At 72.0% G+C, this 13654-nt stretch carries 10 protein-coding genes, 1 other RNA gene and 1 CRISPR repeat array; of the genes, 3 read left to right on the top strand and 8 right to left on the bottom strand.

Features of this window, described 5'->3' with window-relative positions; translation table 11 throughout:
* Nucleotides 1-56 precede the first annotated feature (56 nt).
* From casA to rnpB, 4 genes are all read right to left on the bottom strand, one after another.
* The gene (gene casA / locus EMA09_RS06180; protein ID WP_129839662.1) at nucleotides 57-1712 is read right to left on the bottom strand and encodes a type I-E CRISPR-associated protein Cse1/CasA; all 1656 of its coding nucleotides are present in this window, start codon (nucleotides 1710-1712) and stop codon (nucleotides 57-59) included.
* Nucleotides 1713-1916: 204 nt separating this feature from the next.
* Nucleotides 1917-4844, bottom strand: coding sequence for a CRISPR-associated endonuclease Cas3'' (locus EMA09_RS06185; protein ID WP_129839664.1), 2928 nt, complete (start codon nucleotides 4842-4844; stop codon nucleotides 1917-1919).
* Nucleotides 4845-4977: 133 nt separating this feature from the next.
* A CRISPR array of direct repeats spans nucleotides 4978-6226; the repeat unit is 29 nt; unit sequence GTTCTCCCCGCGCGAGCGGGGGTGGTCCG.
* A 75-nt stretch (nucleotides 6227-6301) separates the two neighbouring features.
* A complete protein-coding gene (locus EMA09_RS06190; protein WP_129843862.1) occupies nucleotides 6302-6940 on the bottom strand; it encodes a LysE family translocator in 639 nt (212 codons plus the stop codon).
* Nucleotides 6941-7278: 338 nt separating this feature from the next.
* Nucleotides 7279-7686, bottom strand: an RNA gene (rnpB, locus tag EMA09_RS06195) — RNase P RNA component class A.
* A 64-nt stretch (nucleotides 7687-7750) separates the two neighbouring features.
* On the opposite strand from rnpB, the gene yaaA reads away from it, so the two are divergent.
* Nucleotides 7751-8530, top strand: coding sequence for a peroxide stress protein YaaA (gene yaaA / locus EMA09_RS06200; RefSeq protein ID WP_129839666.1), 780 nt, complete (start codon nucleotides 7751-7753; stop codon nucleotides 8528-8530).
* A 1-nt stretch (nucleotide 8531) separates the two neighbouring features.
* Here the strand turns inward: yaaA and EMA09_RS06205 are convergent, their stop codons facing one another.
* Nucleotides 8532-8801, bottom strand: a complete 270-nt coding sequence (locus EMA09_RS06205) for a DUF2087 domain-containing protein (RefSeq protein ID WP_240796255.1) — start codon at nucleotides 8799-8801, stop codon at nucleotides 8532-8534.
* A gap of 87 nt (nucleotides 8802-8888) precedes the next feature.
* Here EMA09_RS06205 and EMA09_RS06210 point away from each other — a divergent pair, with 87 nt between their 5' ends.
* Together EMA09_RS06210 and EMA09_RS06215 are read left to right on the top strand one after the other, a co-directional pair.
* Complete coding sequence (locus EMA09_RS06210; RefSeq protein ID WP_240796256.1) at nucleotides 8889-9707, top strand: MerR family transcriptional regulator; 819 nt, start codon at nucleotides 8889-8891, stop codon at nucleotides 9705-9707.
* Nucleotides 9704-10699: a BtrH N-terminal domain-containing protein gene (locus EMA09_RS06215; RefSeq protein WP_129839670.1), complete on the top strand. Its 996-nt coding sequence runs from the start codon at nucleotides 9704-9706 to the stop codon at nucleotides 10697-10699. The genes EMA09_RS06210 and EMA09_RS06215 overlap by 4 nt, the downstream gene beginning before the upstream one ends.
* Nucleotides 10700-10712: 13 nt before the next feature.
* On the opposite strand, the gene EMA09_RS06220 is transcribed toward EMA09_RS06215, so the two are convergent.
* From EMA09_RS06220 to EMA09_RS06230, 3 genes are read right to left on the bottom strand one after another with little or no spacing between them, the layout of a single operon-like run.
* Complete coding sequence (locus EMA09_RS06220) at nucleotides 10713-11870, bottom strand: bifunctional RNase H/acid phosphatase (RefSeq protein ID WP_129839672.1); 1158 nt, start codon at nucleotides 11868-11870, stop codon at nucleotides 10713-10715.
* Nucleotides 11867-12610 (bottom strand): C4-type zinc ribbon domain-containing protein, encoded by a 744-nt coding sequence (locus tag EMA09_RS06225; RefSeq protein WP_206306038.1) that lies wholly within the window; start codon nucleotides 12608-12610, stop codon nucleotides 11867-11869. The genes EMA09_RS06220 and EMA09_RS06225 overlap by 4 nt, the downstream gene beginning before the upstream one ends.
* Nucleotides 12607-13485 carry a Nif3-like dinuclear metal center hexameric protein gene (locus EMA09_RS06230; protein ID WP_129839674.1) on the bottom strand — a complete coding sequence of 293 codons (879 nt, stop codon included), beginning with the start codon at nucleotides 13483-13485 and terminating at the stop codon, nucleotides 12607-12609. The genes EMA09_RS06225 and EMA09_RS06230 overlap by 4 nt, the downstream gene beginning before the upstream one ends.
* Nucleotides 13486-13654 lie beyond the last annotated feature (169 nt).

Raw genomic sequence — 13654 nt, forward strand, 5'->3', positions numbered from 1 at the left:
TGCCTCCTTCTCGTCGGGAGTGGTCGATGGCTGTTCGAGGTGGCGAGTGGCCGGCCCTACCGCGTACTGCCGGTGAGCAATGTCCGTACGAGGCCGCGGGCGTGCTCCCTGGCCTTGGCGCCGCGGGGCTCGGCGGCCACGGACATCGTGACCTCGTCGAAGACCCGCAGAGCGACCCGTCCGAAGTCGGGCAGGGAGGTGGAGAAGTCCTGGGAGTCGAGCAGGTTCCAGAACAGTTCCTCGGCGGCCGGCCAGTAGGCGGCCAGGGCCGCGTCCGGCCACGGCCCCGTTCCCTTCGCCGCCTTTCCGCCGATGGCTTTGCCGGCTGCGGCCCGGTCATCGGTGAAGGGGGTGGTGTACTCACGCCACGCGCCGCGCAGCGCGGTGGTCAGGTGCCACGCGGCCTTCTCCGCTGCCTCACGGCCGGTCTCGACGCCGCGCGCGAGAGCGGTGTCCGCGCCCGTGTCGGAGGCGTCGAGAAGACCGAACAGCGGCGGCGTCATGGCGGTGAAATACGTCCGGTCTCTGGTCTGACCGTCCTGGTCGAACCCGTAGGCGATGACCCGCAGCGCGCGGAACACAGGTTCCGGGAGTTGGCCGCCGGTCAGTGTGTCGAAGATCTTCGGACGGCGCCCGCCACCCGACCGCTGCTGGAGGACCAGGGCGTCCAGGTCCCGCCACAGCGCACGCTCGGCCTTCGCGTCACGGGGGTGGAGACCGCCGTCCTTGCGTTCGTCCCAGATGAGGTACGGATCGGCGACCTCGGGCCGGTTGACACGGAGCGCCCAGGTGATCGTCGTATCAACCACTTGCTCCGCGTCGGGCGCCCGCCTCAGCAGAACGGCGTGCTGGAACCGGCCGGTGAGCATCGACAACGGCCCGGCCGCCGGTCGGGGCGCCATGTCCAGGGGCGCGGTCGGCTGTGACTGCTCCCACGGGCACAGGTCCTCATCACCTGGTGACTGCGGCCAGGTGTCGGGCGCGGGAATCCCCAACAACAGGGTCTCGTAGAGATTGCGTCCCAACGGATGGCAGGACAGTGCGCGTCGGAGCGGCCCGGCCATGCTGTTCCCGAAGCGCTGCCCATCGACGGTCCGGGGAGTGCACTGCCCGGACGGTCCGTAGTAGAGCTGGGCGATGAGATGCAACGCCGCCTCCGCCGAGCTGAGGGCGACCGGCTCGGCGTCAGTGAAGTGTCCGAAGAAAACCTGGTTGTTGCCGGCCGGGCGGGACAGCACGAGCTTGTTGACACCGGACGTGCCGGGGCAGTCCTCGGCCAGCCGCGGGTCCTGCAGGAACGGCCGGTCGGCGTCGTGGAGCATCAGCCCGTCGGCATGCTGGACGAAGTATTCGCCGACGTCGGCCTCGTCGAAAGCCCTCGGGTCCGTCAGGAGTTCGTACCGTCGATCCAGCCACGCATCGGGGTCGGACATGGCGGCAAGCCCCGTGATGCGGGCCGCCATGGCGCACAGGATCCGCATCAGGCCGGAGGCCGCCGGCGGCAGGGCGACGGCGAGCCCGTCGAAGTGATGCGCGTCGAGGAACAGCTCGCGTAAACCCACACGCTTCGTGACGCCGTCTGAGAGGACGGGAACCCACGGCCGCAGGTCGAGCGGGAAACGGCCGTCGTGGGCCGGACCGGAGGACACAGGAATCGAACACCTCGATCGAACAATTAGACGCCGTCTGGCACCGGCAGACGGCAGGGTCATAGCCTGGAGTTGCTCCCGCAAGGACGGGAAGGCGCTCCGCGGAGGCGGAGGTGGTCCGGTGAACAATCGGGGCGGACGGATCTGTCGATCCCCCTCCCCGCGCGAGCGGGGGCCTATCCACTGGGCCGAGAGCAATGTAAACGGCGCGATGACTCTGCTCTCAACAAACTCAGAAAGGTGAACAATCGCGGTGGCGCTGCTCTATCATTCGCGTTTCGTCACCAGCCCGAGTGTGTAGTCACTCGTAATTCGGAACTCACCCACAACATCACCCGTCACCTCCCCACCTGACACCCGCTGTGGGAGGAGCACCAAGCGGGCAAGTCTCGGTTCTTTGCTCCAGCCGGCGGGCGGCTCGTTGGCCGGTCCGCAGGCCGCCCGCCACTTGCCGTGTGCGAGGGGCGCGACGTACGACAGCAGATCGCGCACCTGCGCCATGGTGTAGCGGCCGTCCCTTCCCCGCCCCCGCTCAGGCAGCGGCACGGTGCACTGCTCGTCCAGCCACCTGCCGTCACCGGTCTCGAAGATGGGCAACACGGGAACCGAATCGGCACCCAGCCTCGTCCGGATCAGGTCCTCGTCGGCGTCGCTGGCGGTCAGTGGATGCAGTGACAGTGCGCGTCCCGGCGGCGGCAGGGCCACCATGGTCGCCAGCGCGTTCTTCGCCATGTCGTCCGCCAAGCGCTTGAAATCCCGTTCCATGAGGACCTCGGGGGCGACCGAGACGAACTCGGCAGCATAGACGGCGTCCACAAGGCCCTGCACGTCTCCCGGGACGGCAACGGGTTCGCTTCCGCGCTGCTCGAACAGTTCCAGAGTCCGCTGCAGCAACGACTCCGAGTACACATCTCCCCAGCTCACCGGAACCGACAGGCGACCGTCCTCCCCGACCGGCGCCAGCACGACGAGACGCGGTTCCGTCGACCAAGCCGGGCGGACGGGACCCGGGCTTCGATGGCGCCAGACCCGCCCTGCCCGCTGAAGCAGCATGGCCATGGGGGCGAGATCCGAGATCACCAGGTCGAAGTCCAGGTCGAGGGACTGCTCGATCACCTGCGTCGCGACAAGAATCGCGCCGCGCGCGCCGGTTGGCCGGCGCACGCCCTGCTTGTCCGTCCGCCCGAACCAGCGCTCGGCCTCGTCCGTGAGCGCCGCCCGTCGGCGAGCGGGGAAACGGGCGTGCAGCAACCGGAGTCGCGGACCGGCGGCGGCATCCTCCCGCACACAGTCTTCAGCGGATCGGTCGTCCCAGCCGAGGTAACCGTCACCGTGACGGGCGTACAAGTGATCGCGGAGTGCCGCGTAGGTCTGCTGCGCCTCTGCCACGGTCGTACAGATGACCGCGACACATCCGCCGTCGTCGGACACCGCGTCCAGTTCGTGGAAGAGGGCGGCCAGCCGGCCGTTCTGCCGCGCCGGTTCGTACGTGTGCGTCACGTGGCGCACTTCCACAGCGAGATCACGTTTGCGGTCGCTCATGACCCGGCCGGCCGGCTCGATGACGAGGTCGCTCCGTGCCGACGCGTACAACCAGCCCGGGTAGGCGGGGGCAGGTAGCTTCCGTGAGCTGTTCGCCGGGTCGGCACCGGACAGGTAGGACCGGATCATGCCCTGGGCCAGTTCGCCCGTCAGAGTCGCCGATAGCAGGACGACCGGTGTGCCCAGCGCGCCCAGCCATTCGAGGAGCCTGAGCAGCAGGGCGTGGGTGTAGGCGTCGAAGGCGTGCGCCTCGTCGATGATCACTGTCTTCGCGGACAGGCCGAGGTGACGGAGCGCGTTGCGTTTCAGCGGCAGGACACCCATGAGCGCTTGGTCGATGGTGCCGACAGCCAGCGGAGCGAGAATGCCCCGCCCACGCCGTCGAAGCCACTTGCCGGCCTCAACGGTCACGGACTCGTGCCGTTCGGAGCCCGGTTCGCAATCGGAGACGACACGAGGTTCGGCTTCCGCATCGCGCCCCGGATCCCGTGGGGCCGCGTACGGCTCGAAAAGGTCAGCGGCACCGTGGAGCAGAGTCAGTGGAGCGGACTCTCGCAGGTTGTTCCTGGCGAACTGCACGAGTCGGCCATACATCTGGTTCGCCGTGGCCTGCGTCGGAAGGGCGAAGAACAGGCCACTGCTGCCGGACGCGGCCCCCAGCAAGGAAGCAGCGTACAGAGCGGTTTCCGTCTTGCCCTCACCGGTGGGAGCCGTCACCAGCAGGATGCCCGGACCGCTCATCCGCGCGGAGGTCAGTCCCGCCTCAACGCTCATCTGAAGCGGGTAGGGCGAGGAGATCTCAGGGAACAGATCGCGGAAACTTCCGGCACGGAATGTCGCCCGGCCCAGGCCCGCTTCACTCAGCAACTCGTCCGCCGCGTCAGCGACCCGGCAGGCATGAGCACACAACGTTGCCGCCGAACCGTAGTCCGGTACGTCCGCCATCGCCCTCTGCTGAGCCTTGATCACGTGTTCCTGGCTGGCGACCCAGTCGGACACGATCACCATGCCGGCGACGACGACCGCGAGCGTCAGCGGCATGGCAGCGCAGTTCGACGCCGGCGGGCCTCCCAGGACGTGATGCAGAGCCGTGACGTGCTCACTTCGTTGAGCCGCCCACGCAGCGGAACCCAGCTCCGGCATGTTCTGCACCGGATCACGCAGGTCACGCGGATCGTTGTCCGTCGGGTAGCGACCATGGTGCCCGCCGAGAAGCTGCGCGACCTGTGCCAGCAGAAGCTTCGACAACCGACCGCCCGTAATCGGATAGCCGAGTTGAGCCATCAACTGCGGCAGCGCCCGATGGGTCGCGATCTCGTGGCGAATCTTACTGACAGGGCTGTCGATCGAATGACTGTGCGCATATGTGGGTTCACGCAGGAACGCACAATGCTCCGCTCTGTCTCGCGCGATCATGTGCTGGAACTGCGGCATGATCTTTCCGAGATCATGCAGACCAGCCCAGAACATCAAAGTCCGCCTGGCCTGGTCTGGCTGCATACCCAACGCCTGGGCGATCGATCGCCGCTGCCGCTCGGCCAGCATCCGGTCCCACACCGCACCACAGACCATCGCTGTATCGATGAGATGCCCGATGACGGGGTACGGCTCGTCTAACCCGCTGGACTTCCCACACAACCGCGCATCGAGCACGCCACTACCTCGCTCCTGCCGACTTCCCAGGGCTGCGTACTCAACCACACAGGTCTGACAACATGAGGGGGTGACGGAAAAACCTTGTGGTCAAGTAATGGCAAAGGGCTCCTGACGCCGCAGGTCAGAAAGGGTTCTCCCCGCGCGAGCGGGGGTGGTCCGTGCCGGTGCCGGATCACGCCGAGACCGAACGTGTTCTCCCCGCGCGAGCGGGGGTGGTCCGACCGACACCCGGGGCGGCTACCACCTGCCGATGTTCTCCCCGCGCGAGCGGGGGTGGTCCGCTGGCGAAAGGGTGGAGTGACGCGAGGCTGAAGTTCTCCCCGCGCGAGCGGGGGTGGTCCGCGTCTGCGCTCCCAGGAGCGGGCCATGTTCGCGTTCTCCCCGCGCGAGCGGGGGTGGTCCGCGGAACCGGATCTCCTGGGTGGTGAATCCGCTGTTCTCCCCGCGCGAGCGGGGGTGGTCCGAGTAACGACACGTCAGCCTCCTGGGTACGTGGGTTCTCCCCGCGCGAGCGGGGGTGGTCCGTCTGGGCGGAGTTCCCGAGGTCGATGCCGGGGGTTCTCCCCGCGCGAGCGGGGGTGGTCCGACCTCGGGGCGGTGTCCCAAGTCGGCCAGCCGGTTCTCCCCGCGCGAGCGGGGGTGGTCCTACCGGATCGCCACCCCGGCGACCGCGGTCTCCGTTCTCCCCGCGCGAGCGGGGGTGGTCCGCCCCGGCCGAGTCCGCATCCGGCGCGCGCCCGGTTCTCCCCGCGCGAGCGGGGGTGGTCCGATGATTGCCGCCGGCGTCCCTTGGCGTACGACGTTCTCCCCGCGCGAGCGGGGGTGGTCCGAAATGCGACGCCGATAGCCTCCCAATACCGGGGTTCTCCCCGCGCGAGCGGGGGTGGTCCGCCCGTGTCCCTGCCCGTCGGACGAATCCGCAGGTTCTCCCCGCGCGAGCGGGGGTGGTCCGATGCCTTATCGCTGGGCTGCTCCACCGCCCTCGTTCTCCCCGCGCGAGCGGGGGTGGTCCGGTCGGGGACGGCTCGACGTACCGGTGGTGGCTGTTCTCCCCGCGCGAGCGGGGGTGGTCCGACGGCCCGGACCACCGTCACCGTCAGCACGGCGTTCTCCCCGCGCGAGCGGGGGTGGTCCGGTCGCCTCGCCCACGGTCATACGGAACGCGTCGTTCTCCCCGCGCGAGCGGGGGTGGTCCGGCGACCGCATTCACTTTCGCGTCGGACGGTGGGTTCTCCCCGCGCGAGCGGGGGTGGTCCGCCGTCTTCGGCGGCCGGCGCCGAGAATCTCGTGTTCTCCCCACGCGAGCGGGAGTGGTCCGGCGTTGGAGCGCGTCGGAGCCAGGCTTACCAAGTTCTCCCCGCGCGAGCGGGGGTGGGGCCGTTCGGTTGGCCGGGGTGCGGTGCTGGCCCTGTCGTACCTTCGGCAGGCGGGATCCGATGGGGAGAACGGTGAGGTCAGTCCTTGCGGCCGGTCGCGGCCACGGTGATGCCCAGGCCGATCATGGTCAGGCCGCCGATACCGCCGACCATGGAGAGGCGTTGCGGTGAGCGGCCGAACCAGTCGCGTGCGGTGGCCGCTGTCAGGCCCCATGCGGTGTCCGACGTGATCGCGATGACGTTGAAGACCAGGCCGAGCACGAGCATCTGGAGCGCGACCTGCCCCTGGTCGCGGTCGACGTACTGCGGCAGCACTGCTGCGAAGAACACCATGGTCTTGGGATTCGTCACACCGACCGCGAACCCCTCCCAGAATGTCCGCCGTCCGCCGTGCGCCGCCCCGCCGGCGGTGAAGGCGGCCCGCAGCGCGCCGCGTTCGCGCCATGCCTTGAGTCCGAGGTACACCAGGTAGGCCGCCCCCGCCAGCTTGAGCGCTGTGAAGACGAGGATCGAGCGCTCCACGATGGACCCGATCCCGAGGCCCACGGCCACGACGAGCACGTACGCGCCGAGCGTGTTCCCCACGACCGTGGTCAGCGCGGCACGGCGCCCCTGCGCCAGCGCCCGCCCGACCACGAAGAGCACGCTCGGGCCGGGAATCACGATCAGCAGGAACGACATCACGGCGAAGGCGAGTAAGCGGTCGGTGGTCACCATGAGGTTCATGCAAGCACGGTGACGGTCGCGCCTCCAGCCCTTTCCCGACGTCCCGTCATCGGTACGCACGCCCGTCCCACGGTGATCGGCAGGGGCGGCCGCAAGCGGGCAGTCATGCTGTCGATGGCGTCGCGTGCGACATGTCCGAACTCGACCACGGTGACCACATCCTCTGATTTTTGGCTTCCCTCTTCACCGAGGACGCGAACGATCCGTGACTTCCACGATGTATCCGGGAGCCCTCCCGGGCGAACCCGCGCGCCCTACGCCGTATGGGGGTGGAACGGGGGACGGTTCCGTGCGGGGAAGGTGCCGGCGTGGCCGGGCAGGGGGGGCGGCGGACGAGGCGGCCTGTACGCCGGGTTCTGTCTCCCCGGGGCCTCGCGGCGCCCGGGGGAGGCGGTCATCCATCTAGGGCCGGTGTCACCACCGGCCTCCAGCGGCCTACCCGCGGACTCGGGCGGGCAGCCCTCGATCGTCCGCGCAGGGCCGCCGCCGTGGCGGTGGCCCCTTCTGACCTTGCTCCGGGTGGGGTTTACCGAGCCGCCCAGGTCACCCTGGGCGCTGGTGGTCTCTTACACCACCGTTTCACCCTTACCGGGAGCCGAAGCCCCCGGCGGTCTGTTTTCTGTGGCACTGTCCCGTGGGTCGCCCCAGGTAGGCGTTACCTACCACCCTGCCCTGTGGAGCCCGGACGTTCCTCGGCGGGATGCGGAGCACCCCGACGCGACCGCCCGGCCGGCTCGTCCGCCGTACCGGCCATCCTACCCGTGGCCGCCGACAGTCCCGTCGGGTCAGTACGCTGGGCCGGTGCTCGTACTGCTCCCCCCTTCCGAAGGCAAGGCCGGCGACGGGACGGGGGCGCCGCTCGATCCGGCGGGCCTGTCGTTCCCCGCTCTCGCCGAGGCGCGCGCCGCCGTCCTGGACGATCTGGTCACGCTGTGCTCCGGCGACGAGGAGAAGGCGCGGGCCGTCCTCGGGCTGAGCGAGGGGCTGCGCGGCGAGGTCGCGAAGAACGCCCGGCTGCGGGAGGCGCCCGCACGTCCGGCGGGTGAGCTGTACACCGGCGTGCTGTACGACGCGCTGGGCCTGGACACGCTCGACGCCGCGGCCCGGCGGCGGGCGCGCGCCTCGCTCGTCGTCTTCTCCGGCCTGTGGGGCGCCCTGCGGATCACCGACCGGGTGCCGTCGTACCGCTGCCCCGCCGGGGTGCGGCTCCCGGGTGTCGGCGCGCTCGGTACGTACTGGCGCGGGCCGCTCGGTGCCGCGCTGGAGGCGGAGGCGGCGGGGCGGGTCGTCCTGGACCTGCGGTCGTCCGCGTACGCCGCGATGTGGCGCCCCGGCGGCGAGGTGGCGCGGCGCACGGTGACCGTGCGGGTCCTCCAGTCGCGGATCGTCGGGGGTGTGGAGAAGCGGTCGGTCGTCTCCCACTTCAACAAGGCGACGAAGGGCCGCCTCGTCCGCGGCCTGCTCCAGGCGGGTCCGCTGCCGAGGACGCCGGAGAAGCTGACCGGTGCGCTGCGCGACCTCGGCCACACGGTCGAGACGCCGGCGCCGGGGAAGCTCGACATCGTGGTGACGGAGCTGTGAGTCAGCCGGCCGGGGTGCGTTCGTACGTGGAGCCGTCCCGGGTGCGGCGGAGGTGTCCCTCCTCGACCAGGTAGCGGCGCAGTGCCGCCGTGTCCTCGTGGACGGTGGCCAGCGCGTCGTTGACCTCGGGCTCGGTGTAGGCGCGGCCCGGTTCGAACAGGGTGCGGGCGAGGTGGTCGAGGAGCTGGCGGCGGCGGGCCGCGCGGCGCGGGATGGCGATGAGGCGGCCACTGGCGAAGAGCGCGGAGACGTCGTGGGATGAGGCGTTCACGCGCCCCAGGTTCGCAGGCCGGGTGGGGGCGGGCAACGCGTTAACGAGGGGACGGCGGTGGACTCTCCCACAGGGGGAGGGTCCACCATGGTCGGCGTGCGGGAAGGACTTCTGACGATCGGGCGGTTCGCCCGCCTGTGCCGGCTCAGTGTCAAGCAGTTGCGGCACTACGACGAGACGGGGCTGCTGACGCCCGTCCACGTGGACGCCCGTTCCGGCTACCGCTACTACGCGCCCGGGCAGGCGCCGGACGCCCTGACCATCGCCCTGCTGCGGGACATGGACCTGCCGCTGGCCGTGATCGCCCGGACGCTGGCCGCCGGGCCGGACGCGCGGGCGGCGATCCTGCGCGGTGAACGGGACCGGCTCGCCGAGCGGATCAGCAGGGACCGGGCACGGATCGCGATGCTGGAGCGGCTTGCGGACGGCGGCCTGCCCGGTTACGGGGTGACGGTGGGCGAGGAGCCGGAACGGCGGCTGGCCGTGGTGCGTACGGTCTGCGATCCCCCGGGCATCGGGGCGGCGGTCGGGGCGTGCGTGGGCCGGCTGCTGGCGGCGCTCGGCAGGGCGGGGACCGCCTGGAAGCCGCCATTGTGGGCGCTGTACCCGTTGGACGTGGACGAGGGGATGGAGATCGGCGTCGCCGCACAGTGCCCGCAGGGGAACGGCGGGGTGCCCGGCGTCGCGTTCGAGACGCTGCCCGGCGGTCCTGTCGTCGAGACCGTGCACATCGGCTCCTACGCCGAACTCCCGCTCGCGCACACCGCTCTCTTCGCCGCGGTCCACGAGCGCGGTCTGCACCCGCGGGCGCCCGTGCGCGAGGGCTATCTCGTCGGTCCCGGAGAAGCGCCGGAGGAAGAGCTGATGACCAGACTCGTCGTACCCATCGAGGAGACCCCGGCATGACCATGGTGGCGGGCGTCGAGGCCCGCGACACGCGGCACTGCGAGACGACGGCCCTCGGCGTACTGCTGCGGCACGAGGGGCTCGACCTGTCCGAGCCCATGCTGTTCGGCCTCGGCTCCGGCCTGTCGTTCATCCACTGGGACAGCAAGGCCATGGACCTCCCCTTCCTCGGGGGGCGCGTCAAGCCGTTCGAGCTGACGAGGAACCTGGCCGCCCGGCTCGGTCTCGGACTCGCCGTCCAGGAGACCGCCTCGCCCCGCAAGGCGTGGGCGAACGTGACGGCTGCCGTCGACGCCGGCCGCCCCGTCGGGCTCCAGCTCGACAGCCACCACCTGGACCACTTCGAGCCGAAAGTGCGCTTCGGCGGCCACATCGTCGCCCTGCACGGCTACGACGACCGCGACGCCCACCTCGTGGACACGGCGCAGCAGGGCGGCATGGTGACGACGAGCCTGGCGTCCCTCGCCGCGGCCAGGGCGGCGCGCGGTCCGATGAGCGCGCGGCACCGGTCGTTCACCCTCACCGTGACGGGCGCGCCGCCCGCGCCGCGCGACGTGCTCGTGCCCGCGATCACGGCGTGCGCCGACGCCTTCCTCGCCCCGCCCATCGCCAACATCGGGCACCGGGGCATCGACAGGGCGGCGACGCTGGTCCCCGCCTGGTTCCGGCGTGTGGCAGCGCCCGGGCGGGACCTGCCGCGGATCGCGTTCATGATGGAGGAGGCCGGCACCGGCGGCGCCCTGTTCCGCAACCTCTACCGCGACTTCCTCGCCGAGTGCGCCGCGCTGCTCGACAGCCCGCACCTGCGCACCGGCCACCGGCGGTACGCCGAGGCGGCCGGGCTGTGGACGGAGACGGCGGCGCTGATAGCGGAGGCGGGCGGGACGGGTGACGAGCGGTGCCTCGCGCGGGCGGGCGAGGTCCTGCACCGGATCGCGGAGCTGGAGCGCGAGGCCATGCGGGCGCTGAGCCGCCTCGCGGGCGACGCGTGACCCGGCGCCGGTGTCACACGGCCGGGCCCGCCAGGTGCGCCGTGTCGTTGACGCGGCGGACGCTCGTCGCGCCGTCCGGCCAGTACGCGATCTCCGACACGGCGGCCGGCGACAGCTCCAGGCGGAACATCGACGCCGGCGGCGCGCCGAGCGCCAGGCACAGCAGCGACTTGATCGGCGTGACATGGCTGACGACGAGGACGGTGCGGCCGGCGTAGCGGGCGATCGCCTTGTCGCGGGCGACGGCGGCGCGGCGGGCGACGGCGGTGAAGCTCTCGCCGCCGGTCGGCGCTGCCTCCCCCGGGGTGGCGAGCCAGGTGTCCAGGTCGGCGCCGAACCGCTCCTGGACCTCGGCGAACGTCAGGCCCTCCCAGGCGCCGAAGTCCGTCTCGCGCAGGTGGTCGTCGAAGCGGATCTCCAGGCCGAGGCGGACGGCGACGGCCTCGGCCGTCTCGCGGCAGCGGGCCAGCGGCGAGGAGACGACGCCCGCGATGCCGCCGCGCGCGGCGAGGGCGGCGGCGGCTGCCTCCGCCTGCCGCAGGCCGGTGTCGGTGAGGGACGGGTCGGAGCCGCCGCTGCCCGAGAACCGCTTCTCGGGGGTCAGCGCCGTCTCGCCGTGCCGCAGCAGCAGGAACGTGGTGGCGGGCTCGTCGGCGCGGCCCCAGCCCACGGCCGGTGTCTCGGGCGCGGGCTCCTCGGCGACGGGACCCCGCTGACCCGCGCCGTCGCGGGGGCGCCACGTCTCGCCGCGCCGGCCGGCGTCCATCGCCTCGTTGGCGAGGCGGTCGGCGTGCTTGTTGCGCTCGCGGGGGATCCACTCGTAACTCACCGCGCCGGCCGGGAAGACGCCGCGCGCCTCGGTCGCGAGGGGCCGCATGTCGGGGTGCTTGATCTTCCAGCGGCCCGACATCTGCTCCACGACGAGCTTGGAGTCCATACGGACGCGGACCGCCGCGTCCGGGGCGAGGGCGTGCGCGGCGCGCAGGCCCGCGATCAGGCCACGGTACTCGGCGACGTTGTTGGTGCAGGTGCCGAGGAACTCGGCGGTTTCGGCGAGGACTTCGCCGGTCACCGCGTCCATGACGACCGCGCCGTAGCCGGCCGGCCCCGGGTTGCCGCGGGAGCCGCCGTCCGCCTCGACGACGAGGCGGCGGCCACCGGGCGCCGTCACAGGCCGGACTCGGGGGTGCGCACGAGGATGCGGCTGCAGTTCTCGCAGCGCACGACGGCGTCGGCGGGGGCGGCGCGGACCTCGTTCAGCTCGGTGATGTCGAGTTCGAGGTGGCAGCCCTCGCAGCGGCGCTGGAACAGGCGGGCCGCGCCGACGCCGCCCTGCTGGCCGCGCAGCCGGTCGTACAGCTTCAGCAGGTCGGCGGGGATGTCCGCGGCGGCCTTGGCGCGGTCGGCGGTGACGGCCGTCGTCTCGGTGTCGATGCCGGCGGTGGCGGCGTCACGGCGCTCGGCGGCCGACGCGATGCCGCTCTCCAGCTCCGCGACGCGCCCGGCCAGTTCGGCGGCGCGGGTCTGGGCGGCCTCCAGGCGCTCCATGATCTCCAGGACGACGTTCTCCAGGTCGTCCTGGCGGCGCGCGAGGGACTCGATCTCGCTCTGCAGCCCGGCGAGGTCCTTCGGGTTGGTGACGAGGCCGGACTCCAGGCGCTGCCGGTCGCGTTCGGCGCGCTTGCGGACCTGGTCGACGTCCTGCTCGGCCTTGGTCTGCTCGCGCGCGGTGTCGCTCTCCTCGGTCCTGGCGGCGACGAGGAGGGCACGCTGCTGGGCGAGGTCGCTCTCCAGGGCGCGGATCTCGGCGTGCTCGGGGAGGGTGTCGCGGCGGTGCGCGAGCTGGGTCAGCCGGACGTCCAGGGCCTGGACGTCAAGCAGCCGGATCTGGTCGGCGGGCGCGGCGTTCAGTTGGGGGCTCCTTCGGTCGTGCCGGGGGCGCGGGTGGTGTGCGGGGACGGGGCGGCCCGGTGGACGGTCCACGGGTCGGTGACGCGGTGCGAGACGTGGGTGCGCAGGTCCCAGCCGGCCCGGTCGGCGACGGCGTCGAGCTGGGCGGCGGCCTGCGCGCACCAGGGCCACTCGGTGGCCCAGTGGGCGGCGTCGACGAGGACGAGCGGCGAGTGCTCGCCGGCCTCGGACGCCGGGTGGTGGCGCAGGTCGGCGGTGAGGTACGCGTCGACGCCGGCCGCCCGTACGGCGTCGAACAGGCTGTCGCCGGAGCCGCCGCAGACGGCGACCGTGCGGACGGCCGGGCCGCCGGCGGGTCCGGCGGCGCGGATCCCCTGCGCGGTGGCGGGGAGGCGTGCGGCGGCCAGCTCGGCGAACTCGGCGACGCTCAGGGGCCGTTCGAGCTCGCCGACGCGGCCCAGGCCCCGGCGGCCCGCCGGGTCGCCGGGGTCGGGCACGAGGGGTCCCGTGACGCGCAGCCCGAGGGCGGCGGCGAGGGCGTCGGAGACGCCGGGGTCGGCGCGGTCCGCGTTGGTGTGGGCGACGTGGAGGGCGATCCCGTTGCGGATGAGCGTGTGCACGACGCGGCCCTTGAACGTGTCGGCCGCGACGGTCGTGGTGCCCCGCAGGTAGAGCGGGTGGTGGGTGACGAGGAGGTCGGCGCCGAGGCCGACGGCCTCGTCCACGACCGCGGCGACCGGGTCGACGGCGAACAGCACCCGCCGGACCTCGGCGTCCGGGTCACCGCAGACCGGGCCGACGGCGTCCCAGCTCTCGGCCCGTTCGCGGGGCCAGAGGGTGTCGAGGGCGGCGGTCACGTCGGAGAGTCGGGGCACGCGCCCAGGCTACCCGCCTCCCGGGAACGCGCGTCCGGGGAACCGTTCCGCTCCCCCGGCGGTGGTGCGGCGGCGCGCGGGGCGTGCCCGGCGCTCACCCTTGCGTGTGAAGGGTGACCGGCGGAGTTGTCCGGCCGGGTGCGCGCTGCCTAGCGTCCCCCTTGTCCGG

It is taken from the genome of Streptomyces sp. RFCAC02 (assembly GCF_004193175.1).
In the GTDB taxonomy this organism is placed as follows: Bacteria; Actinomycetota; Actinomycetes; order Streptomycetales; family Streptomycetaceae; genus Streptomyces.